The sequence below is a fragment of the Pseudonocardia xishanensis genome, from assembly GCF_039541715.1.
Lineage (GTDB): Bacteria > Actinomycetota > Actinomycetes > Mycobacteriales > Pseudonocardiaceae > Pseudonocardia > Pseudonocardia xishanensis.
Map to the genome: position 1 here is coordinate 77,490 of NZ_BAABGT010000024.1, position 22,504 is coordinate 99,993.

Annotated in this window: 21 protein-coding genes; 8 read left to right on the top strand and 13 right to left on the bottom strand. The window is 74.8% G+C overall.

The window, feature by feature from the left end:
• Positions 1 to 362: 362 nt before the first annotated feature.
• Positions 363 to 1,244: an alpha/beta fold hydrolase gene (locus ABD993_RS07760; protein ID WP_345414185.1), complete on the bottom strand. Its 882-nt coding sequence runs from the start codon at positions 1,242 to 1,244 to the stop codon at positions 363 to 365.
• A 46-nt stretch (positions 1,245 to 1,290) separates the two neighbouring features.
• On the opposite strand from ABD993_RS07760, the gene ABD993_RS07765 reads away from it, so the two are divergent.
• Positions 1,291 to 1,899 carry a TetR/AcrR family transcriptional regulator gene (locus tag ABD993_RS07765; RefSeq protein WP_345414187.1) on the top strand — a complete coding sequence of 203 codons (609 nt, stop codon included), beginning with the start codon at positions 1,291 to 1,293 and terminating at the stop codon, positions 1,897 to 1,899.
• Between the two features lies 1 nt (position 1,900).
• On the opposite strand, the gene ABD993_RS07770 is transcribed toward ABD993_RS07765, so the two are convergent.
• From ABD993_RS07770 to ABD993_RS07800, 7 genes are all read right to left on the bottom strand, one after another.
• A complete protein-coding gene (locus ABD993_RS07770) occupies positions 1,901 to 2,380 on the bottom strand; it encodes a DinB family protein (protein WP_345414189.1) in 480 nt (159 codons plus the stop codon).
• A 20-nt stretch (positions 2,381 to 2,400) separates the two neighbouring features.
• The gene (locus ABD993_RS07775) at positions 2,401 to 2,640 is read right to left on the bottom strand and encodes a hypothetical protein (RefSeq protein WP_345414191.1); all 240 of its coding nucleotides are present in this window, start codon (positions 2,638 to 2,640) and stop codon (positions 2,401 to 2,403) included.
• Between the two features lie 70 nt (positions 2,641 to 2,710).
• Positions 2,711 to 6,727, bottom strand: coding sequence for a bifunctional nitrate reductase/sulfite reductase flavoprotein subunit alpha (locus ABD993_RS07780; protein ID WP_345414192.1), 4,017 nt, complete (start codon positions 6,725 to 6,727; stop codon positions 2,711 to 2,713).
• Between the two features lie 46 nt (positions 6,728 to 6,773).
• Positions 6,774 to 7,658 (bottom strand): SRPBCC family protein, encoded by an 885-nt coding sequence (locus tag ABD993_RS07785; RefSeq protein WP_345414194.1) that lies wholly within the window; start codon positions 7,656 to 7,658, stop codon positions 6,774 to 6,776.
• Positions 7,655 to 7,981: an ArsR/SmtB family transcription factor gene (locus ABD993_RS07790; protein WP_345414196.1), complete on the bottom strand. Its 327-nt coding sequence runs from the start codon at positions 7,979 to 7,981 to the stop codon at positions 7,655 to 7,657. Before ABD993_RS07790 ends, ABD993_RS07785 begins: the two co-directional genes overlap by 4 nt.
• Positions 7,982 to 8,023: 42 nt before the next feature.
• Positions 8,024 to 8,365: a hypothetical protein gene (locus tag ABD993_RS07795; protein ID WP_345414198.1), complete on the bottom strand. Its 342-nt coding sequence runs from the start codon at positions 8,363 to 8,365 to the stop codon at positions 8,024 to 8,026.
• A 27-nt stretch (positions 8,366 to 8,392) separates the two neighbouring features.
• A complete protein-coding gene (locus tag ABD993_RS07800; protein ID WP_345414200.1) occupies positions 8,393 to 8,767 on the bottom strand; it encodes a VOC family protein in 375 nt (124 codons plus the stop codon).
• Between the two features lie 132 nt (positions 8,768 to 8,899).
• Between ABD993_RS07800 and ABD993_RS07805 the strand changes: the two genes are divergently transcribed.
• Complete coding sequence (locus ABD993_RS07805) at positions 8,900 to 9,508, top strand: peptidoglycan-binding domain-containing protein (protein ID WP_345414202.1); 609 nt, start codon at positions 8,900 to 8,902, stop codon at positions 9,506 to 9,508.
• A gap of 10 nt (positions 9,509 to 9,518) precedes the next feature.
• On the opposite strand, the gene ABD993_RS07810 is transcribed toward ABD993_RS07805, so the two are convergent.
• Positions 9,519 to 9,812, bottom strand: coding sequence for a hypothetical protein (locus ABD993_RS07810; RefSeq protein ID WP_345414204.1), 294 nt, complete (start codon positions 9,810 to 9,812; stop codon positions 9,519 to 9,521).
• 66 nt (positions 9,813 to 9,878) lie between these two features.
• Here ABD993_RS07810 and ABD993_RS07815 point away from each other — a divergent pair, with 66 nt between their 5' ends.
• Complete coding sequence (locus ABD993_RS07815; protein ID WP_345414206.1) at positions 9,879 to 10,583, top strand: MerR family transcriptional regulator; 705 nt, start codon at positions 9,879 to 9,881, stop codon at positions 10,581 to 10,583.
• A 68-nt stretch (positions 10,584 to 10,651) separates the two neighbouring features.
• A complete protein-coding gene (locus tag ABD993_RS07820; protein ID WP_345414208.1) occupies positions 10,652 to 11,119 on the top strand; it encodes a hypothetical protein in 468 nt (155 codons plus the stop codon).
• Positions 11,120 to 11,180: 61 nt separating this feature from the next.
• Here ABD993_RS07820 and ABD993_RS07825 read toward each other — a convergent pair whose 3' ends face one another.
• The 3 genes from ABD993_RS07825 to ABD993_RS07835 all read right to left on the bottom strand — a co-directional run bounded on the left by ABD993_RS07825 (position 11,181) and on the right by ABD993_RS07835 (position 14,461).
• Positions 11,181 to 12,017 carry a hypothetical protein gene (locus tag ABD993_RS07825; RefSeq protein ID WP_345414210.1) on the bottom strand — a complete coding sequence of 279 codons (837 nt, stop codon included), beginning with the start codon at positions 12,015 to 12,017 and terminating at the stop codon, positions 11,181 to 11,183.
• A gap of 47 nt (positions 12,018 to 12,064) precedes the next feature.
• Positions 12,065 to 12,370, bottom strand: coding sequence for a hypothetical protein (locus tag ABD993_RS07830; RefSeq protein WP_345414212.1), 306 nt, complete (start codon positions 12,368 to 12,370; stop codon positions 12,065 to 12,067).
• A 168-nt stretch (positions 12,371 to 12,538) separates the two neighbouring features.
• Positions 12,539 to 14,461, bottom strand: coding sequence for an Hsp70 family protein (locus tag ABD993_RS07835; protein ID WP_345414214.1), 1,923 nt, complete (start codon positions 14,459 to 14,461; stop codon positions 12,539 to 12,541).
• A 296-nt stretch (positions 14,462 to 14,757) separates the two neighbouring features.
• On the opposite strand from ABD993_RS07835, the gene ABD993_RS07840 reads away from it, so the two are divergent.
• From ABD993_RS07840 to ABD993_RS07855, 4 genes are all read left to right on the top strand, one after another.
• Positions 14,758 to 15,579: an IniB N-terminal domain-containing protein gene (locus ABD993_RS07840; protein ID WP_345414216.1), complete on the top strand. Its 822-nt coding sequence runs from the start codon at positions 14,758 to 14,760 to the stop codon at positions 15,577 to 15,579.
• Positions 15,580 to 15,609: 30 nt separating this feature from the next.
• Positions 15,610 to 16,395, top strand: a complete 786-nt coding sequence (locus tag ABD993_RS07845) for an IniB N-terminal domain-containing protein (protein WP_345414218.1) — start codon at positions 15,610 to 15,612, stop codon at positions 16,393 to 16,395.
• 115 nt (positions 16,396 to 16,510) lie between these two features.
• Positions 16,511 to 18,301 carry a dynamin family protein gene (locus ABD993_RS07850; protein ID WP_345414220.1) on the top strand — a complete coding sequence of 597 codons (1,791 nt, stop codon included), beginning with the start codon at positions 16,511 to 16,513 and terminating at the stop codon, positions 18,299 to 18,301.
• Positions 18,298 to 19,764 (top strand): dynamin family protein, encoded by a 1,467-nt coding sequence (locus ABD993_RS07855; RefSeq protein WP_345414222.1) that lies wholly within the window; start codon positions 18,298 to 18,300, stop codon positions 19,762 to 19,764. Before ABD993_RS07850 ends, ABD993_RS07855 begins: the two co-directional genes overlap by 4 nt.
• Here the strand turns inward: ABD993_RS07855 and ABD993_RS07860 are convergent.
• Positions 19,757 to 22,405: a LuxR C-terminal-related transcriptional regulator gene (locus tag ABD993_RS07860; protein ID WP_345414224.1), complete on the bottom strand. Its 2,649-nt coding sequence runs from the start codon at positions 22,403 to 22,405 to the stop codon at positions 19,757 to 19,759. The two genes, ABD993_RS07855 and ABD993_RS07860, sit on opposite strands and share 8 nt — an antisense overlap.
• Between the last annotated feature and the right edge of the window lie 99 nt (positions 22,406 to 22,504).

A 22,504-nucleotide genomic window follows, 5' to 3' on the forward strand; every position in this document is an offset into this window, starting at 1 on the left:
CGCGATGAAGCCGCCCGAGCGACCAACCCGGCGGCTCGCCGGAGCCACGGCCGGGCGGGCTCGCCTGTGGCGGTGTCTCGCGGACGAGGTTGTGGAAGGTGCACTCGCCCGCGCCGTTGTCCAGTGTGGTGGGTCCGCCGTCTTTCCAGCGGTGGAGCCCGGCAGTTCCACGGGGAGTGGTCCGTCGGTGTCGACGAGGGACTCGAGGGGACGAGGACCTGGATCTCCCGCCGCGGTCACCGGTTGGGTGGGGGCGGTGCCGGTGAGGCGTTCGACGAGGGTGTCGGTCTTGAGTTGGCCGCGGGTGCGGGTGACCGGCTCGGGGGAGAGCCACGCGACACGACTCGCAGCTGACCCGTCAGTCAGGTGGGGACGGCGGCGAGGCGACTGATCTCGCCCACCACCTCGTCGAACAGCTCGGCGGGGATGGCATGGCCCATGCCGGGGTAGACGACGAAGCGGGCGCCGGGGATGCGGCGGGCCGTGTCGCGGCCGGCCTGCAGGCGGATCAGCGGATCGTCACGGCCGGAGATCACCAGGGTCGGCGCGGTGATCGTCGAGAGGCTCGGGTAGCGGTGGGCACGGCCCGCGGCGAGCTGGCGTTGGGTCGTGGCCTGGTCGCGCGGATGGCGCGCATGGCTGATCCGTGCCGCCTCCCGCGCCCACTCCTCGGGGAACGGGTAGCCGGGTGAGGCGATGGCCCGGTAGATCTCGACGAGCGCGTCGATCTGCTCCTCGTCCGAGTCGCCGGGCCGGATCCGGGCCAGCGTGCGGAAGACCCCCGGCCGCACGTACCGAAGCGTCCGCAGGATGCCGACGTCCACCGGCGCCCCCACCGCGCTGACGAGCGTCCGCACCCGGTCGGGGTGCTCCATCGCCAGCGCCTGGGCGAGGCCCGCGCCCATCGAGCCGCCCATGACGTGGGCGCTGCGCCAGCCGACGGCGTCGAGGACGGCGAGCACGTCGTCCAGCATGTCCCGCGCGGTGTAGGCGGGGGCGACCCCGCCCAGCAGGGCCTTGTACGGCGCGGGGCGCTCGAGCGGCGCGAAGCTCGTGGAGAGGCCGGTGTCCCGGTTGTCGAACCGGACGACCGCGAACCCCGCCTCGACCAGCCGCTCGATGAACGCGTCCGGCCACCAGACCATCTGGAAGTCCAGACCCATGATCAGCAGCAGCGGCTCGCCGTCGCCGCCGAACCGTTCGTAGGCGAGACGCACCTCGCCGTTGGTCGCGTACTCGATCATCGCGGCCTCCTATCTGCGAACAACGTTAACAGATATTCTGTCCCCGATGAACGCCTCTCGACCCGGACCCGCGCGGTCCCTCACGATCCCCGGGATCGCCGCGGCGGCCGTCGCGCTGGCCGATCGGGGTGGGCTGGACGCCGTGACGATGCGGTCGGTCGCCGCGGCGGTCGGGACGAGCGCGCCCGCGCTCTACCGCTACGTCGCCTCGCGCGATGAGCTGCTGGGCCACATGGTCGACCTGGTCAGCGCCGAGCTGCGCCATCCCGAGCCGAGTGGGGACTGGGTGGGCGACCTGCTGGCCGTCACCGAACAGCAGGTCGTCCTGCATCGGGAGCATCGGTGGCTGGGCGCGGCGTCGACGGCCGTGATGGGGCCGCACGTGCTGGACCACCTGGAGTGGGGGATGGCCGTGCTGGCGCCGCTCGGGGCGCCGACCACCGCGGTCATGGAAGCCCTCGCCCTGGCCAACGGCGTCGCCGCGCTGTTCGGGGCGGCCGGGCCCGCAGCGGGGCCGGAGATCTTCCGTAACCTGGACGCGGCCCGTCATCCCGCACTGACCGCCGCACTGGCGAACGCCGCCCCCGGCCCGCCCGCGGACGATCTCCTCCGCCGGGTACTGACCGGGATACTGACCGCCGTGCTGGGCCGGTGAGTCAGCCCGCGAGGATCTGTTCGCGCAGGATGTCGGCGTGCCCGCAGTGGTGGGCGAGCTCGCGTAGCACCTGGAGATGGACCCAACCCACGGTGCGGGGGCCGCCGCGGTGGCCCGTCACGACGGTGTCCAGCGGAAGGTCGGCCACGATCGCCCGGGCCGTGGCACAGGCCTGCCGGTGGGCCGCGGTGAGGCCGGCGACGGTGTCCGCCTCGTCGATGCGGAAGGACTCGTCCGGGCTGCTGACGAGGCCGAGCTCGTGGCGGGGCGTGCCGCCGATGCACTCCTCGAACCACACCCGCTGCATCCACGTGACGTGCTTGAGCAGGCCCAGCAGCGTCGTCGCCGAGGGGACGAGCCTGCGGCGCACCTGCTCCTCGGTGAGGTCCTCCAGCATTCGCTCGATCTTGTCGCGGTACTCCTCGACGAACGCCTCCAGCTGCGCGCGCTCGTCCGCCACCAGTACGTCGAAGGATCTCATCCAGGGGATCGTCGCACGGGCTACGGGACGAGCGCGTCCAGGTCCGGCAGGAGCCGGACGCTCTCCTGCTCGTCCCCCTCGAGGAAGAAGGCGGACTCGTGGTCCTCGCGCACGTGGGTGCGGGTCCGGCCGCCGTGCGGGGACAGGACCGAGCCGAGCCACAGCGCCCCGACACTGTCCGCGCTGATCCCCGGCGCGTAGTCCGGTCCCTGCCTGCCCGTGCACGCCTCGCCCGCACGCACCACCGTCGGTCTCACCATGACGCACGCCCTGGGACGGGCATCGTCTCGCTCCCCGGCACCCGGGTCCAGACGCCGGAGTGTGTCAGCGTCAGTAGACGTCCCGGGCGTAGCGCCCCTCCGTCGTCATGCGCTTGACGTAGGCCGCGGCCTGGTCCGCGGGCAGGCCGCCGTGGGTGGTCACCACGTCCCGCAGCGCGGTGTCGACGTCCTTGGCCATCCGGCTCGCGTCCCCGCACACGTAGAAGTGGGCGCCGGCGTCCAGCCAGCGCCACAGCTCGGCACCGTGCTCGCGCATCCGGTCCTGCACGTAGACCTTGTGCCGCTGGTCGCGGGAGAAGGCCACGTCCAGGCGGGTGAGCGAGCCGTCCGCGCGCATCCGCTCCAGCTCGTCCCGGTAGTAGAAGTCCGTGTCGTGGCGCTGCTCGCCGAAGAACAGCCAATTGCGGCCGCGATGCCCGCGCGCCCGCCGGTCGTCCAGGAACCCCATGAACGGCGCCACGCCGGTCCCGGGCCCCACCATGATCATCGGCGTGTCGGCGTCCGCGGGCGGGCGGAACCGCGGGGCGGGCTTGACGAGCACCTGGGTCGACCGGTCCGCGGCGGCGTCCGCCAGGAAGGTGGAGCAGACCCCGCGCCGCGGCCGCCCGTGCCTGCTGGTGAACCGGACGACCGAGACCGTCAGCGAGATCTCGTCCGGGCTGGTCAGCGGACTGGAGGAGATCGAGTACTGGCGCGGGGCGAGGGTGCCGAGCGAGTCCACCCAGTCCTGGGCGCTCGCGTCCACCCGGAACTCGGCGAGCACGTCCGGCGCCTGCCGGTCCCAGGTCCAGCGGGCGAGGTCGGTGTCGTGGCCGGCGCGCAGCAGCTCCTTCAGCGTGCGGTCGCCGGTCCGCTCGGCGACGAAGGAGAGCAGGCCCGGGGTGATCCGGGCGATGTCCAGCCGGGTGGTCAACGCCTCCGCGAAGGCCATCTCCGTGCCGCGGACGGTGACGGGGTCGTCCGCCTCGCGCCCGGTCAGCTCGAGCCACTCGGCGACCAGCTCGGGATGGTTCACCGGGCTGACAATGAGCGCGTCTCCCGCCTGGTAGCCGAACCCGGTGCCGCGGAAGGTGAAGCGCCGGACCTCCTTCGCGGACCCGGGAAGGCTGAGCAGGGTGGTCTCGCGGAGCAGGGCGTCGACGGCGGTGGGCCGCTTCGGCCTGCTCGCCGCCGGCGCGACGGGTGCGGTGCGGGCGGGCGCGCGGCCCCCCGCCAACACCCCGACCACGGCGTCGATCCACGCCTTCGCGGGCTCCTCGTAGTCCGGGTCGAGGTCCACCCGGTCCAACAGCCGCTCGCCGCCCAGCTCGGCGAGCCGGGCGTCGAGGCGCCTGCCGTGCCCGCAGAACTCGCTGTAGGTCGGGTCGCCGAGGGCCAGGACCGCGAACCGCAGGTCCTCGTAGCCGGGCCGGTCCGCGGCGAGCGCCGACCAGAAGTCGGTGCCGACGTCCGGGGCGTCGCCGTCCCCGAACGTACTCGTCACGACGACGAGATCGACCCCGACCGGCACCTCGTCCGGGCCGAGGTCGGCCATCGAGACCAGCCGCGGGGCACGCCCCGCCTCGCCGAGCCTGCCCGCGAGGGTCTCGGCGATCTCCTCCGCGTTCCCGGTCTGCGAGGCCCAGAGCACGAGCACCGGACGCCCCTGCTCGGCCGGCGCCACGGCGGCGTCGCCTCGGGAGAACGCGCCTGCCAGCATGCCGTTGATCCACGCGGCGGAGTCGGTGTCGAAGGGGGCGCCCGCAGGCAGGGTCGGCACGCCGGGTGCGCCCCGCTCGACGCCGGCGAGGAAGCCCGCGAGATAGGTGCGGGCCGGGCCGGTGAGGACGGGCGGGGTGAGGTCACCGAGGCCGAGACCGGCGGCGAGCGCGGCCGAGGTGTCCGACAGGCGCGCCGGAGTGTCGAGCTCGCGGGCGGTGGTGGGCGACTCGCGGGCAGTGGGGTCGGACTCGCGGGCGGTGGGGTCGGACTCGCCCGGGGCGGGGGCGACGCGCTCCAGGGAGATCGCGCAGGCCTTCAGCTCCGGCTGGTAGGAGACCGGGTCCACGGCGTCGTTCGTGACGGCGTTGACCGCGAGGTACTCGCCGAACAGGTCCGCCCAGTGGAAGGGCGCGAAGCAGACGCCCGGGCGCATCCGGTCCGTGAGCACCGCCGGCAGTACCGCGCGGCCGCGGCGCGAGCTCAGCGCCACCCGGTCGCCGCCCGCGATGCCGAGGGCGGCGGCGTCCGCGGGGTTGATCTCCACGAACGGGCCGGGGTTGAGCTTGTTCAGCTTCCCGACCCTGCCGGTCTTGGTCAGCGTGTGCCACTGGTGCTGGACCCGGCCCGTGGTCAGGACCAGCGGGAAGTCGTCGTCCGGGAGCTCGGCGGCGGGCATGTGCGGCCGCGGGAGGAACTGCGCCTTGCCGCTCGGGGTGGCGAACCCGTCCCGGTAGCGGATCGGGTTGCGGGCCGGGCCGCCGGGCGCGGCGGGCCACTGGACGGGGGTCTCGCGCAGGCGCTCGTACGTCACGCCGCGGACGTCGTACCCGGTGGTGGGGTTGAAGGCGCCCTTGAGCTCCTCGAACACCTCCTCCGCGCTGGAGTAGGTGAAGTGCTCGGCGTAGCCCATCTCGCAGGCGACCCGGGCGATGATCTGCCAGTCCGGCAGGGCCTCCCCGGGCGGGGCGACGGCGGGCTGGAGCAGCGTGAGGTTCCGCTCCGAGTTGATCATGATGCCCTCGAGCTCGGCCCACATGCTCGCCGGCAGCACGACGTCCGCGTACGGGTTGGTCTCGGTGGACTCGTACACGTCCTGCGCGACGACGAACTCGGCCCGCTCCAGGGCCTCGATGACCCGCCCGCGGTTCCCCACGCTCGCCACCGGGTTGGTGCAGACGATCCAGCAGGCCTTGATCTCGCCCTCGGCCATCCGGTCGAACATGGCGATGGTGCCGGTGTCGACGTCCGGCCGGATGGTGCCCTCGGGGATCTTCCACAGCCGCTCGACGAAGGCGCGGTCCGCCTCCGACAGCACGGCCCGCTGGCCGGGCAGGCCGGGCCCCATGTACCCCATCTCGCGGCCGCCCATGGCGTTCGGCTGGCCGGTCAGGGAGAACGGGCCGGACCCCGGCTTGCAGATCGCGCCGGTGGCGAGGTGCAGGTTGACCAGCGAGTTCGTGTTCCAGGTGCCGTGTGTGGACTGGTTGAGCCCCATGGTCCAGCAGCTCATCCAGTTCTCGGCGCCCGCGATCAGCTCGGCCGCGCGGCGCAGGTCGGCTTCCGGGACGCCCGTGATCGACGCGACCGACGCCGGGTCGTAGTCGGCGAGGAACTCCGGCATCGCCTCCCAGCCCTCGGTGCGCGCGGCGATGAACTCCTCGTCCACGTGCGGGAGCAGCAGGTGGAGCAGGCCGTTGAGCAGTGCCAGATCCGTGCCGGGCCGGATCTGGAGGAACAGGTCCGCCTTGTCCGCCGTGGCCGTGCGCCGAGGGTCGACGACGATCAGCGTCGCGCCCTGCTTGACCCGGTCCATCATGCGCAGGAACAGGATCGGGTGGCAGTCCGCCATGTTCGCGCCGGTGACGAGGAAGAGGTCCGCGGTGTCGAAGTCCGCGTACGAGCCGGGTGGGCCGTCCGATCCGAGCGACTGCTTGTAGCCGGTGCCTGCGCTGGCCATGCACAGCCGCGAGTTGGACTCGATCCACTTCGTGCGCCAGAAGCCCTTCGCGAGCTTCGTGGCCAGGTACTGGGCCTCGAGGGTCATCTGGCCGGAGACGTAGAGCGACAGCGCGTCCGGGCCGTGCTCGTCCAGGATCGCGCGCAGCCGCCGCGCGGTGAACGAGATCGCCTGGTCGACGGGGGTGGGACGCGCCTCGGCGCCCCGTTCGGGCCGGGTCAGCGCGGTGCCCAGGCGACCCTCGGCGGTGAGCATCTCGGCGCTGTTGGCGCCCTTCGTGCACAGCCTGCCGAAGTTCGCCGGGTGCTCGGTGTCGCCGCGGAGCTTGACGATCCGGCCGTCGGCGACGTCGAGGACCATCCCGCAGCCGACGCCGCAGTAGGAACAGACGGTTCGCACGCTACCCACGCGGGTGACGGTAGGAAGGGGACGTTGCCCCGGCGTCAGCCCCGTGTCACAGAGCGCTCACACCGGCACCCTCCTCGGTGTGCGCCCAGCGGGCCGCCTGCCGGGCGATGTGCTCCACCGCACCCTCGCCCCACCGCTCGACGGCGGCCGTGCGCTCGGCCGGATCGGCGCCCTGGACCGTCAGGACCAGCCGCGCACCGTGGCCGCTCCCCGCGACCAGCTCGACGCGGACGCGGTCACCCGGTTCCCCCGCGGCGACGTCGAACGCCAGCAGACGCTCGGCCTCGACCGCGGTGACGGTGCCCAGGACGCCCCCGGGCGCCCCGGCGGGCCGGAGCTCCGCACCCGTCGCCGGGGCCTCGGCGCGGCCGAGGAACAGCCGCCACGCGACGTCCGCGGGGCAGGTCAGCTGGCGGTCGAAGGTCGCCGTCCACTGCCCGTCCGCCTCGGTGAGGACCGGCTGGTCCAGGCCGAGCAGCCGGACCAGCTCCTCGTGCCGGTCGATCTCCCGGCTCGGCGCGGGCAGCGGCTCCCCGGCGACGACGGCCGCCAACCCGGCCAGGCACGCACCCCAGCCCGCGGCCAGGCTCGCCCCGAGGGGACGGTCGTCGAACACGTGGGTGAGGACGACGACGGTCTCCGCGCCGGACTCCGACAGCTCGATCCGGATCTCCTCGGCGCCCCAGCGGAACTCGAAGCGGTGGGGCGGCTCGACGGTCGTCACCCGCCCGGTCCCGCCCTCGCCCTCCGCGAACGCCGCGAAGCGCATGGGCCCGCCCGGCCGCAGCTCCAGCTCGACGGGGCTGGGGAACCAGCTGCTCAGGTGCTCCGGCTCGGTGACCGCCCGCCACACCTTCTCGATCGGGTGCGGGTACCGGCGTTCGATCCGGACGCTCGGGCGGCCGCCCGTGGTGCCCAGGGTGTCGGTCATGACGGGTCCTCCGAGTCGTCCGGCATGGCGTCGAGGTGCTCACCCAGGCGGTCCAGCTGCCGCTCCCAGAGCCAGCGGTAGGGCTCCAACCAGTCCGCGACCGCGGCCAGGGGTTCCGGCCGCAGGGCGTACCGGCGGCGCTGCGCCTCGGCGTGGACCTCGACGAACCCGGTGTCCCGCAGGATCTTCAGCTGCTTGGACAGGATCGGCTGCGCCACCCCCAGCTCGCAGGCCAGCTCACCGACCAGCCGGGGGCCTGCGCGCAGGCGGTCCAGGATCTCGCGCCGGAGCGGGAGGGCCAGGACCTCGAACGGGGTGGGCACGCACCCATAGATACCGGAAGCGGTATATACCCGTCAAGGAATTCAGCGGCAGCGGGCGCGCTGCTCCGCGGCCCGCACGGCGAGGCCGTCCAGCACGTCGATGCGCTCGAGCGGCACACCCACCTCGACGAGGAGCTCCCCGTCCGCCGGGGTGACCTGGAAGGCGAAGAAGCTGCAGCAGGCGGTTTCGCGGACCAGCAACTCCCGTAGCTGCGCCTCGGCCGCGGGGGCGAAGCTGAGCAGGAGCCGGTCCGGCGCGATCCGTTCCACCGCCCGGAGCGCGGCGGCGAAGACCTCGTCGAGCTCGGCCGGCCGCAACGACTGCGCGGCGGTGGGGAGCGTGCAGGCGTCGGCGGGGACCCAGCCGAGCTCCAGTGCGGTCATGACCGGTTCAACACCGCCGCGGCGGTCTCACTTCCCCTCCGGCTTCGATCCGACGCAGAAGAGGTTGCCCTCGGGATCGGTCATCGTGGTCCAGTCCACCCACGGCACCTCGCCCACGACCTCCCACTGGCGCTCCGCGCCGAGCCCCTCCAGCCTGCGGACCTCGCTCTCCCGCTCCCCCTCCGGCACGCCGAAGTCCAGGTGGAGGGTGTTGCGGCCGGGTTCCTTGCGGTCCACACGCTGGAAGAACAGCATCACGCCGCCCTCCTCGGGCGGGGACACGAACACGAAGTCCTCGTGCTTCCCGGTGATCGAGCCACCGGTGGCGGCGGCCCAGAACGCGGCGAGCCGCTCGGGATCGAGCGAGTCCACGTTCACGCTGGCGACGGTCAGAGCGGTCATGGTCCGCATGATGCCCACCGGCACCGACAGTTCCGGGCGTTGGAGCACGCGTTGGAGCAGCGTTGCAGCGGCCGGGCGCATCGTCTGTCTCAGCCCGGAGGGACCGGGCGACAGACCCGGGAGGCACCCGAGATGAGCACCACCGACACGATCACCCGCTCCGCCGCCTGGGACGACGACCCCCGCCGGAACACCGGCCCGCGGCACGCCGCCGACGCCGCATGTTCCGACGCCGTCCCGTACCCCGGCCCCGTCGCCCAGCCCCGCGGCCGCAGCTACCGGCTGGAGGACCCGACCCCGACGACGGGGTCCACCGCCGGACGCGCCATCGCGATCACGGTCGGCGCGGTCCTGGCCGCCGTCGGCCTCACCGCCGGGATCATCTACGGGCTGAGCGGGCCGGGGGACGCCACCCCGGCGCCGCAGACCGGCACCAGTGCGGTCACGCCCGCGACGGGCGGGGGGCACGCGGCCACCCCCGCCCACGGCGGCGGCTCCGGCGGGCACGTCACGCCGCCGCCCGCCACGCCGTCCGCCGCGATCGAGACCCTGCAGAAGGAGCTGGGGCAGCTCGACTACTACGAGGGCCCGGTCACCGGCTTCATGAACACCCGGACCACCCAGGCGATCACCTACCTGCAGCGCGACGCCCACCTGCCGCGGACCGGCACGATGGACGCCGCGACCCGGGCCGCGCTCGCCCACATGCTGGTCACCGGCAACAACCAGATGGGCGACTGACCGACGCGGGTCAGGCGGCGGGCAGCGCGCGCAACCAGCGCAGGGCTCGCAGGTCGGCCGTCTCGGCCCGGAGCACCACCTCGTCCACGAGGTCGGCGGGCAGGGACAGCTCGGCGAGCAGCTGGCCGTCCTCCTGGCGGACGTCGATCGCGAACGGCACCCGGGCCGCGAGACCGCGCAGGGTGGCCTCGGCCGACGGGTCGAAGGTGAGCAGCAGCCGCTCCACGCCGATCCGTTCGGTGTCCCGGAGGGACCTCGCGAAGACGACGTCGAGCTCGGCCGGGTCGAAGGCGATGGCGTTCATGCTCGGGGAACGCCGGCTCGGCGCGCGCCGTTCCCCCCGGATCTCAGAGAGCCCTAAGGTCGGCGGGTGCGTCCGATCGACCTCGCCCGGGCCGCGGGGATCTCGACGCAGCAGGTGCGCAACCACGAGGCCGCCGGCCTCCTGCCGCCCACGCCGCGGACCGCGTCCGGGTACCGGACCTACGGACCCGAGCACGTCCGGGCGCTGCTCGCCTACCGCGCGCTCGCGGCCGCGCACGGGATCCCGGTGGCCGCCGAGCTGGTCCGGCACGTGCTCGCGGGGCGGGTCGCCGAGGCGCTGCGCCTGCTCGACGCCTCCCACGCCGACCTCGACGCCCAACGCCGCGAGACCGACGAGCTCGCCGCGGCCCTGGACGCCCTGGCCCGCGCCGTGCCGCGGGCCCCGACCGGGGCGCCGCTGAGCATCGGCGAGCTGGCACGGTCGCTGGGGGTACGGCCCTCCGCGTTGCGGGTGTGGGAGACCGCCGGGCTGCTGGAGCCCGTGCGGGAGCGCGGCGAGCGGCGGTACGGCGCCGTCGACATCCGGGACGCGCGGATCGTGCGGCTGCTGCGCCAGGGTCACTACCCGCTGCCCCGGATCCGCCCGGTCCTCGACGCCCTGCACCGCACCGGTGGCCCCGAGGCGCTGCGCGAGGCGATCGAGGAACGGCGCGCGGCCCACGACCGTCGGGCCCGGGCCATGCTGCACGCCGCGGCGAGGCTGAACGAGATGCTCGACGCCCACGGCGAGGCGCAGGCCCACCGGGCCTGACATCTGTCATCCGTCGATCGTGACGAGCGGTCCGGGGCGCAGCGGCCCGGCGGCGCGAAGGTGGGTCCATGACTGAGAAGACCGCCCCGCCCGAGCTGCGCCGCGTGACCACGTTGCTGCTGGTCAACCTGGGACTCAGCGCGCTGCTCGCCCTGCTGTTCCTGATCTTCCACAGCGTGCTGCTGGACTACCAGGCGGCCCACATCGGCGCGGGGGCCGACCGCGAGGCCCTGAGCATCGGCCTCTGGAGCCGGGTCGGGGGCGTGGTGGTGATCGGCCTGGTCTACGTCGTGCTACTGCGGCGGATCCGGGCCGGTCACCGGCGGGCGTTCGTCCGGGTGCTGATCATCTCGGTGGTCAGCCTGCTCGGGATCGCCTACCTGCTGTCGACGGGCCAGTACCCGGTCTGGGTGGAGGTCGAGCAGGCCGTGCAGGCCGTCGTGCTGGTGGCGTTGCTGTGGGCGGTCACCCGTCCCGCCGTGCGCGCGCACTTCGCAGCGCCGACGGCGCCCTCAGCCGCCACGCCTCCCCGATGAGCTCGGTCAGCCGCTCCCGGTCGATCCGGCGAGGCCCCGCGCCCGTCTCGGGCGGACCGGATCAGCGGACGTGCCTGCGGCGGCGGCGCTGGCCGGGCCGCGGGACCGGCGCCGTCGCCAACACGACGACCCCCACCACCGCCAGCACCAGGCCCGCGCCGAAGGGGATCCACCAGCCCTCCCGGATCCGGTCGCCGAGGAGCACGATCCCGACGAGGCCGGGGGCCAGGACCTCGGTCGTCGCGAACACGGCGGTGACGCTCGCCAGGCTGCCGATGACCAGGGCGCGGGAGTAGGTGGTGATCCCGATGACCCAGAAGACCACGATCAGGTAGGTGGCGGGCTGGGTGGCCAGTCCGACCACGTCGAGGCCGGATCCCGGCGGCACCTGCACGGCCCGCACCGCCAGCGAGGTCCCGCCGAAGCCCAGGCCCGCGATCAGCGACAGCGGCCACGCCGCGGCGAGGCGCCACACCGCGATCGCGGCCACGGCCAGCGCGGCGACCCCGGAGCCGAGCACCAGCACCGCGATCCCGGAGAGGGGCTCCGGGGCCTCGTCCGCGGCGCTGGCCGCGATCGTCGCGAGTCCCAGTACACAGGCCGCCACCGCGAGCCGGTCCCGGATCCGCAGCCGCACCCCGTAGAGCGCCCAGCTCGCGACGGCGGTCAGCGCGATCGCCCCGCCGAGGATCGCCTGCACCGCGAAGACGGGCAGGTTCCGCAGGGCGACGACCGTGCACACCCACGCCAGCGCGTCCACGACCAGGCCGAGCAGGTACAGCGGCCGCAGGGCCAGATGGTGCCGGGACCGGATGTCGTTCGCCGCGGCCGACTGCAACAGCCCGGCGCCGGCGTTGCCGACCATGGCCGCCAGGGCGAACAGCAGCCCGGTCAGCACTCGGGATCACCTCGGGCCACGGCACCACCGTGGCACGGGGTGGGCGATCACGCTCGGGTGCGGTCCCCGTCCCGGGTGTCCAGCTCGGTCCAGGCGCCGGCCTCGCGCGGGGCCGGGACCTCGAAGAAGCCGCTCATCAGACCGCCGGGCACGGCGGGCACCTCGTACCGGGCGGCGCGGGCCTCGGCGAGCCGCCTGCGGGGCCGCTCCGACAGCGTGACCGCGAGGAGCACCAGGGCGGTCGCGAACAGGACCGGGATCCCGACCAGGAGCACCGGCCAGCCGAAACCGAGATACGCGAGGCCCAACGCCGCGATCTCGAGACCGATCACCCATGCTGCCGACCGCGCCACCGCGTGTCCTCCCGTTCACACTCCGGGCGACGCCGCACGCGTCGCTCCCCACCGACTATCGACGGACCCCTCCCGCGCGTCACGGGGCCCCGCGGACCCGAGACGCAACCGAGACCCGGACCGGGTGACGGAGCACGACACGTCCTCCTCGGAGGCTTCGCGCGGGGGTCAGCCGGAGACGCTGCTGGGCGGCACGGACGGGGCTCCGTCGGTGGCGGGGGCACCCCCGCCGGTGCCTGTTCCGGTGCCCGTACCGGTTCCCGTGTCCGTACCGGTGCCGGTGCCGGTGCCCGTGCCGGTACCGGTTCCCGGGCCGGGGGCCGGGTCGCCGGGGGGCGTGCCCGTTCCCGGGGCGGGCTGGTCCGGGACCGGTGCGGGGTTCGCGGGCGGGGACGCCGGTCCGGCGGGTGCCGGGGCGGGAGCCGGGTTCGCGGGCGGGACCACGGGCTTGGCCGGGGTGACCGCGCGGGTGGTCGGACGGGTGGTGCGGGCGCTCTGACCCGGTGTCGTGCCCGACCCCGATCGAGCCGCTCCGCCGGTCGACCCCGGCTCGGCCGCCGGCGGCGGTGCCTCGACGACCGGCGGGGGCGCGGGGATCTCCGTGGTGGTCGTCGCGGCGGGCGGCGAGACGACGGACAGCCCGCCGACACCGCTGGTCACGGCGGGCTCGGCGGAGGGCCACAGCAGCACCGCGCCGAGCACCGCCAGCGCAGCGACGCCGCCGCCGACCCCGACCATCAGGCCTGCCCGGCGCTTCGTGGGAGGCTCGGGGTCGTACTCCCAGTCCGGGGTGGACCCGACCTCGGGGCGCGCGGGGGCGCCGCGGGCCCAGCCGTCGAACGGGCCCGGTCCGGCCTCGGCGGCCTCCGGCCGGGGAATCGTCCGGGTCCCGGAGCCCGACACGGCTGCCGCGCGGGCGGGGCCCGCGGGCCGGTCGAGGGTGGTGGTCGCGGCCGACATGCCCACCAGGGCCGGGATCCCGGCGACGGGGGAGGCGGGGGTGTCCGGGCCGACGGTCACCGGGCAGACGGCCAGGGCCGCGCCCTTCGCGATCGCGTGCGTGGGGTCGGTGTCGACGGTGACCGGGCGGCCGAGCTCCTCGGACACCAGCTGGCCGACCAGCGGGACCCGCGAGGACCCGCCGACCAGCAGCACGGCGTCCAGCGCGGTGGGGGTCAGCCCGGCGGACGCGACCGCGCGGCGCAGCGTCTCCACGGTCTCCTCCACCCGGTCCCGGATGGCCGCGGAGAACTCACTGCGGTGCAGCCGGACGGTCTTCCGGACCCCGGGCAGCAGGACCGGCACACTCGCCTCGGTGTCCGAGGAGAGCGCCTCCTTGGCCTCGGTGCAGTCCCGCCGCAGCCGGGCGACGGCCGCGAGCACCGCGGGATCGGAGTCGTCCAGCTCGTCGAACACCTCCGGCAGACCGGCCAGGACGTGGTCGAACACGACCTGGTCGAAGTCCACGCCACCCAGCCGGTCCAGCCCCTCGGGCCTGCCCTGCAGCGCGAACCGGCCGTGCTCGCCCTTGCGCACCACGGCGGCGTCGAACGTGCCCCCGCCCAGGTCGTAGACGGCGATGGTGGAGCCGGGCGCGAGCCGCTCGCCTGCGGCGTAGTGCAGCGCGGCGGCCTGCGGCTCCGCCAGGAAGGTCACGGTGAGCCCGTGGGACTCCAACGCCTCGGCGAGCAGCTCCATCTTGTGGTCGCCCCACGAGGCCGGGTGGGTCAGCGCGATCCGGTCGGCGGGGCCGCCCTCCTGCGCCGCGACGTGGTCGACGATCCACCGGACCAGCCGGGCGCAGAGCTCCTCGGGGAGGAACGGGCGCCCCCCGACGACGACCGGCGTGGGGTCGCCGAGGCGCCGCTTGAACTCGCGGACCACGCGGTCCGGGTCGGTCACGGCCCGCCGCTCGGCTGCCTCCCCGACGACGATCTCGCCGTCCGGGGCGACGAACAGCACCGACGGCACGTCCGTGCGGCGGTCGGAGAGCGCGACCATCTCGGGCGCCGTCCAGCCCGCCCCCACGGAGCGGCTGACCGCCGCCGCGCTGTAGGTCGTGCCCAGGTCGATCCCGAGCTGGTAGGCCATCGCTCCCCCCGAAGTCCGGCTGCGCCGCCGTCATGTGCAACCACGTGTGCACCTACGGTCATCGCCGCTGGTCCGCGCGGCGTTATCGTCTCCTAGGCCTAGTGGACACGAATGGGTGATACCCCGGGTGGAGCACCCGAAGACCCCCGATCCGGCCGCCCCCCGATCCCCTAATCACCCCATGGGGGATGTCGTCCGATCCCCGATGGCCCCGGGCCCGGGGCCGCCTAGCTTTCGTCTCATCGCCAGGCCGGACGGATCCGGCCGAGCCACCCACACTCTCGGAGACGATCACCATGACGCTGCTCGAGTTCCTCCTCTCCCTCTTCGGCGACGACCAGGCCGACCTGAAGCTCCAGCAGGACTTCGCCAAGGACCCGTACGGCACCCTGAAGGCCGCGGGCCTCGAGGACCTCAGCGCCGCCGACGTGCACGACGCGCTGGTCCTGGTGCAGGACAACCAGACCGTCGACTTCGGCGACTCGGACGTCAGCACCGGCGGCAACACGATCGTCGTCCCGCCTGCGCCCGCCTTCCCGCACCACGAGGCCGCGCACTCGGAGGGCGCCCACCACGCCCCCAGCGCCGTCGAGTACATCCAGACCTACGTGACCAACACCGAGGTCCAGGACGGCGACACGCTGCTGGGCTCGCCGGTCGACCAGGTCATCCACGCCGACGGCGACGTGAACCAGGTCCTCACCTCGACCACCACCGCCGCCACCGGCGACGGCGCGGTGGCCGCGGGCGGCGACATCGACGACTCGACCGTCACCACGGGCGACGGCAACGCGATCGGCGAGGGCAGCCTGGCGGGCGACGGCAACACCGTGGCCTTCGGCTCGGGCGACGCCACCTCGGCCTCGATCTCCGACACCACCGTCTCCGAGGGCGGCGCGCTCTCCATCGGCGGCGCGGCCACCGGCAACCACTACACGGTGAACTCGGGCAACACCACGACGACCACCGTCGACACCACGACGACCACGACGGACTCGTTCAACACCGACACCGACACGTCCTACGAGTACCACCAGGACGACCACTCGGAGACGAACACCAACGTCGGCAACGAGGACCACGTCCTCAGCCACAACACCGTCGACGTCGACGCCTGACGCTCCCCCCACGATCCGGAGACCACTGACATGGACACCCCCACCTCCCTCATCCAGCTGCTGCTGAGCCTGCTGAGCGACCCGAAGGCCGCCGCGGAGTTCCAGGCCGACCCCCAGTCGTTCCTCGCGACCTGCGGCATCACCGCCGTCACCCCCGAGCAGGTGCACGACGCGGCCGTCCTGGTCGCCGACCAGCACGCCCCGAAGCCGCACCACGGCGGCGGCGAGCACCACCACCAGACCCCGCCGCCGCCCGCGCCGGACCACGGCCACGACCACGAGTCGGCCGTGAAGTACCTGCAGACGATCGTCACCAACAACTGGATCGACGACCGCGACACGAACGTCGACAACTCGGTCCACCAGGTCATCCACGCAGGCGGCGACGTCAACCAGACCATCGACAACGACACCGTGGTCGCCTCCGGCGACGGCGCGGTGGCCGCGGGCGACGACATCTCGGACTCGACGGTCACCACCGGCAACGGCAACGCGGTGGGCGACGGCAGCCTCGCGGGCGACGACAACACCGTGGCCTACGGCTCCGGCGACGCGAACAGCGCGACCCTCGACCACGTCACCGTCGACCACGGCGGCGCGCTGGCGGTCGGCGGTGCGGCGTCCGGTGTGGACAGCACGACGGACTCCTACAACGAGGACCACGCCTCCACCACGACGACCACCACGACCGAGGACTCGTTCAACGACACGACGTCCACGGACACGTCGGTCAGCACGGACGACCACTCGACCGACACGGCGGACTCGTACAACCACACCGACCTCGGCAGCCACAACGACGTGGCCGTGGGCTGACCCCTCCGGCCCACGACGGCCCCACCACCCCTCACAGGGGGTGGTGGGGCCGTCGCTGTGGGGAGGGGCAGGATGGACCCGGCCCGGGGGGAGTCCGGCCGGAGAGGGGGCGACGATGGCGGTTCCCGCAGCGTCCGAGCTCGTCGAGCTCGCGCTGACCGCGACCGAGGCCTACGAGCGACCCGATCTCGGGGTCCGGCTGCAGGCGGCGAAGGCGCGGCTGGCGGATCCCAGTGTGCGCGTGCTCGTCGTCGGGGAGTTCAAGCAGGGCAAGTCCAAGCTGGTGAACGCCCTGGTCAACGCCGCGGTGTGCCCCGTGGACGACGACATCGCCACCGCCGTGCCCACCGAGGTGCGGCACGGGCCCGCGGCGTCCGCCGCGCTCGTGCACGACCGCGAGGGCACCGAGGAACGCACCGAGGTCCCCACCGAGCTGCTGGTGGACCACGTCTCCGAGACCGGTGGCGAATCCCGCGACCACCTGCTGCGGGCCGAGGTCACCCTGCCGCGCAGCCTGCTCGCCGGCGGGCTCGTGCTCGTCGACACCCCGGGCGTCGGCGGGCTCGGCTCCGCGCACGGCGCGGCCACCACCGCCGCCCTGCCCACGGCCGACGCGGTGCTGCTCGTGTCCGACGCCGCCCAGGAGTACACGGCCCCCGAGCTGGACTTCCTGCGCACGGCGATGGAGCTGTGCCCCACCGTCGGGGCCGTGGTGACCAAGACCGACCTGTACCCGCACTGGCGGCGGATCGTCGAGCTGGACCAGGCCCACCTGGCCAGGGCCGGGGTGGACGCGGAGATCTTCGCCGTGTCGTCCGAGCTGCGGTTGGCGGGGGCCGCGACCAACGACGCGGAGCTGCTGGCGGAGTCCGGGTTCGCCCCGCTCATCGGGTTCCTGCTGCGCCGGGTCGTGGCCAGGGCTGACGACCTGGACCGCCGCTCGACCAGCCAGGACGTCAAGGCGGTGGCCGAGCAGCTGGCCGCCGGGTTCTCCGCGGAGCTGGCCGGGCTCAAGGACCCCGCGAACGCCGAGGCGCTGGTCACCGAGCTGACCGGGGCCAAGGAGCGCGCGGACGAGCTGCGCCAGCGCTCGGCGCGTTGGCAGATCACGCTCAACGACGGCGTCGCCGACCTGATCTCGGACATCGAGTACGACCTGCGGGACCGGCTGCGCGCGGTGACCCGCGAGGCCGAGCAGCTCCTCGACGACGCCGACCCCAGCACGATCTGGGACCAGTTCGCCGAGTGGCTGCACACCCAGGTCAGCCAGGCCACTTCGGCCAACTACGTGTGGACGGCGCAGCGCGCCCGCTGGCTGGCCGAGCAGGTCGCCGAGCACTTCGCCGAGGGCGCCGACGCGGCCATCCCCGACATCCGGATCGACGGCGGCAGGCTGTCGGGCACCGTCGACCCGCTGGAGAAGCCGGACGGCGAGCGGTTCGGGATGGGCCAGCGGCTGTTCGTCGGGATGCGCGGCGGGTACGGCGGTGTGCTGATGATCGGCCTGGCGACGAGCTTCGTGGGGTTGGCGCTGCTCAACCCCGTGTCGATCGCGGCGGGCCTGCTATTCGGCGGCAAGACCGTCCGGGACGAGCACCGGCGCATCCGCGACCGCCGCCGCGCCGAGGCGAAGACGGCGGTGCGCAGGCACATCGACGAGGTCACCTTCCAGGTCGGCAAGGACTCCCGGGACACCCTGCGCCGCGCCCAGCGCCAGCTCCGCGACCACTTCACGGTGCTCGCCGAGGAGCTGTCGCGGTCGCTGGCCGCGTCGGTCGCCGCGGCGCAGAACGCGGTCGCGACGGCCGCGAGCGACCGGTCCAAGCGGATCGCCGACCTGGAGGCCGAGCTGGGCCGGGTCCGGGCGCTGGGGGCGAAGGCGGACGCGCTGGTGGCGGGTTCATGAGCACGCTCGGGGCGGACGTGCGCGCGCTCCTGCGGCGGGCGGTGACGGTCTACGGGGACGACCCGCAGGCGGTCGGCTGGCTGCAGACCCATCTCGCCCGGTTCGACGAACCATTGCGGGTCGCGTTCGCGGGCAAGGTCAAGGCGGGCAAGTCCACGCTGCTCAACGCCCTGGTCGGCGAGGAGATCGCACCCACGGACGCGGGCGAGTGCACCCGCGTGGTGACCTGGTACCAGGACGCCGCGGCCCCGCGGGTGCGGTTGTTCCCCCGCGCCGGGTCCCCGCGCCCACTCACCCTCGCGCGCAGGCAGGGCGCCCTGCAGCTGGACCTGGGCATGCCCGCGGCGGACGTGGACCGGCTGGTCGTGGACTGGCCGTCGGGGTACCTGCGCGGCACCACGCTGATCGACACCCCCGGCATCGCGTCGCTCACCGCGGACACCGCGGCCCGGGCGGGCGCGTTCCTCACCCCGGAGGACGAGCCCTCGCCCGCGGACGCCGTGGTCTACCTGATGCGCCACCTGCACGGCTCCGACGTGCGGTTCCTCGAGTCCTTCCGGGACACCGACGTCGCGCGGGCCACCCCGGTCACGACCGTGGCGGTGCTGTCGCGGGCGGACGAGATCGGCGTCGGGCGGCTGGACGCGCTGGGCTCGGCCGGGCGGATCGCCCGCCGGTACCGCGCGGACCCGACCCTGCGCGGGCTGTGCCAGACCGTCGTCCCGGTGGCGGGACTGCTCGCCCAGACCGGCCGCACGATGCGCCAGGACGAGCACGCCGCGCTCCTCCGGCTGGCCGCGATGCCCCAGGCCGAGCTGGACCGGCTGCTGCTGTCGGCGGACCGCTTCGGCACCCGGCCCGCCGAGGGTGCGCCGGAGCCCGCGGTGCGGGCGGCGCTGGTGGAGCGGTTCGGGCTGTTCGGGGTCCGGCTGGCCACGGAGCTGATCCGGCGGGGGACGAGCGACCCGTCGGAGCTGTCCCGGGAGCTGGTCCGCCACAGCGGGCTGGACGAGCTGCGGGCGGTGCTGGCCACCCAGTTCGCCGAGCGGCGGGAGCTGCTGAAGTCCCGCTCCGCGCTGCTCGCGCTCGACCGGGTGCTGCAGCGCGACTCGCGGCCCGGTTCGCAGCCGCTGGTCGCGGAACGGGAGCGGATCCTCGCGGGCGCCCACGAGTTCGTCGAGCTGCGGACGCTGTCCGCCCTGCGCGCGGGCACGGTCCGGTTCCCCGCGGACGCCCTGCCCGAGGCCGAGCGGCTACTCGGCGGCGACGGCAGCGCAGCGGCCCTGCGGCTCGGGCTGGACGGGGAGGCTCCGGTCGAGGAGCTGCGCGCGGCCGCGCACGCCGCCGTCGTCCGGTGGCAACGGCGGGCCGAGAGCCCGCTGTCCAGCCGCGCGACGGCGGACGCCGCGCGGGTCGTGGTCCGGTCGGCGGAGGGTCTGGTCGCGCGGCTGTCGGTCAGGTGACGCGACGGAGCAGGGTGAACAGCTCACCGCGGCTCTGCGCGCCCAGGCGCTGGCGCATCCGCGCGACGTGGTGCTCCACGGTCTTCGCGCTGATGAACAGCCGCTCGCCGATCTGCTTGTAGGTCAGGCCCTCCAGGACCAGGGCCGCGACCTCGCGCTCCCGCTCGGAGAGGGTGCCGTCGGTCGGCTCACCCGGTTCGGGTTCGGCCGTCGGGGCGCTCCGGGGCAGGGCCGTCTGCGGCGGGGTCCTCTGCAGCGGGGACTTCTGCGGCGGGGTCTTCTGCGGCGGGGTCTTCTGGGCGGGGGCGTGCAGGGTGCGCGCGCAGGTCAGCAGCGCGCTCATCGCCCGCCGGTCGCCGGTGCGGATGGCGGCCTGCCCGGCCAGCTTGCTGCCGTCCCACGACAGGCCGACGGCGTGCAGCCCGCGCGCGGCGGCCTCGACCCCGACGGGATCGACCCGGCCGTCCATCAGCGCCACCCAGTGCGGCGCGGCGGTGGCCATGGCCTCGGCGAACCGGCTCCCGCCCGCCGCTCCGCGGAGCGCGTCCGCGTGGATCATCGCGGCGTCGCCGTCGTCGGCGAGCATCGCCGCGTGCAGCAGTGCCCAGTGCAGCGGCGCGGACCACAGCGCGGGTGACCCGAGCCGCTGCAGCAGGGCGGCGGCCTCGTCGAGGTGCGGGCGGACCCAGGCGGGCTCGCGCAGCCGGGTCGCCGCGATGGCCAGCTCGCCGAGCGGCTGCAGCACGAACAGGTCCACCGGCTGCCGGACGATCGCCTCCCGCGCCCGCCCCCACAGCGGCAGCAGCGCCGCGAGGTCCCCGTCCCGCCGGGCGATCGCGACGTCCAGGGCGGCGGCGAGCAGCTCGTCCCGGGGTTCGAGCGGGGTGTCGGCGGTGGCGGCGAGGTGCCCGCGCGCGCTCGCGAAGGAGCCGCGGTGCAACGCCATCCACCCCAGCAGCAACCGGTGCCGGACCGCGGCGGCGGGCCCGCCCAGGTCGGTCGCCACCGCGCGGTCGAGCACCGAGCGGGCCACCTCGAGCTCCCCGGTCTGCACCGCGACCAGGGCGGCGAGCGCGGCCGGGGTGTCCGGCAGCAGGGCCGCCCGCGGCGAGGACTCCAGCAGTGACGCGGCGCGGGTGAGTCGGGAGACCGCGCGGGTGGGGGAGCCCAGCACCGAGTCCAGGATCCCTTCCGCCACCAGGTCCTCGGCGCCCGCGAGCAGGGTGGGCGGGCGGAACGGCAGCGTCCGCAGCACCGCCTCGGCGAGGCCGGGTCGGGGGTCGCGGTCGCGCTCGTCCTGGGGGGACGCGTCGGGTCGTGCCGGGTCGCGGGGGCCCGCCACCAGGCGTCGGGCCTCGGCGAGGGCACCCGTCCCGACCAGCGTCGGGACGGCGACGGCGCCGCCCGCGCCGAGCTCGCCGAGCCAGCGGTAGAGATCGGCGCTGCGGGCCAGCAGGCCGCGGTGGGCCAGGACCGCGGCGGCCACCGTGCCCGCCCGGACGGCCTCGTCCAGGTCCACCCGGTCGGCCGCGGAGAGGACCTCGTCGGCGTGGGTCAGCGCGTCGTCCAGCCTGCCCGCGCGCAGGGCCGCCTCGGCCCGCCGGGCGGCGACGTCCAGGGCCGGGGCTCCCGCGGCCACCGCGGCGGCGAGGAAGGGCCCGGCGTCGGCGCCGGTCCGCGCCTGCTCGGCCGCCGCGGCGGTGAAGACCCCGGCGACGCGCGCGCCCGTCGCTCCGGTGTCCAGCAGCCCGCGCGCGACGGTCAGCACGGACCCGCCGCGGTCCAGCTCGATCTCGGCGAGCGCCCGGCGCACCTCGAGCCTGCGGGCCTCCGGGACGTGCCGCAGCACCGCGGCCGTGACCAGCGGCGGCGGACCGCCGCGGGGGGTCAGCGCACCCGCGGACCGGGCCTCGGCCACGAGCTCGTCGACCTCGTCCACACCGGACCCTGCGGCGTCGAGCAGGCCGAGCAGGGGGACGAGGACCTCGGCGTCGAGCGGGGCGCCCAGGGCGACGGCGACGGTCAGGTCGCGGACCCGGGCGTCGAGCGCCCAGAGGCGGTGGGCGAGCTGGTCCAGCAGACCGGTCGGGACCGGCACCCGCGGCGCGACGTCCGCGGTGAGCCGCGCCGTCCCCGCCTTCTCGACCAGCTCGGCGACCATCCGGTCCACCAGCAGCGGGGTCCCCGCGGTGCGGTCGTGCACGTGCTCGGCGAGCGCGGGGGCGGGCCGCGCGCCGAGCAGGGTGGTCAGCCGGGCGGCGACGGCGGCGACGTCCAGCGGGCCGAGCAGCACCGGCGGGCGGGTCTCGGTCAGCACCGCGCCGAGCGCGGCCAGCACGTCGTCGCGCGGCCACGGGCGCCGGGTGACGACGATCCGGGCGCCCGGCTCGGCGGCGCGCTCACGGAGCCGGTCGACCGCGGCGTCGGGGAGCAGGTGCGCGTCGTCGACCAGCAGGGGGAAGGGCGCGTCCGGGTCCGCCGAGGCGGTGGGCCAGATCCGCGCCACGGCTCGCGCGGTGGTGGACTTGCCGGTGCCCGCCGGCCCCACGATGTCCACCAGCAGCGGTCCCTCGGGCTCGGCGGCCAGGGAAGCCAACAGCGGCCCGGCCGCAGGCAGAACGTCCGCAGTGGACCCGCGCATGCCCCCACACCCCCTCCGCGGCCCCCCGACCGCGGAGGTCGAGAGTAGGGCCCACGGGGTGGGCGACGGTCGTCCGCGACGACTCGTCCAACGGCTTGA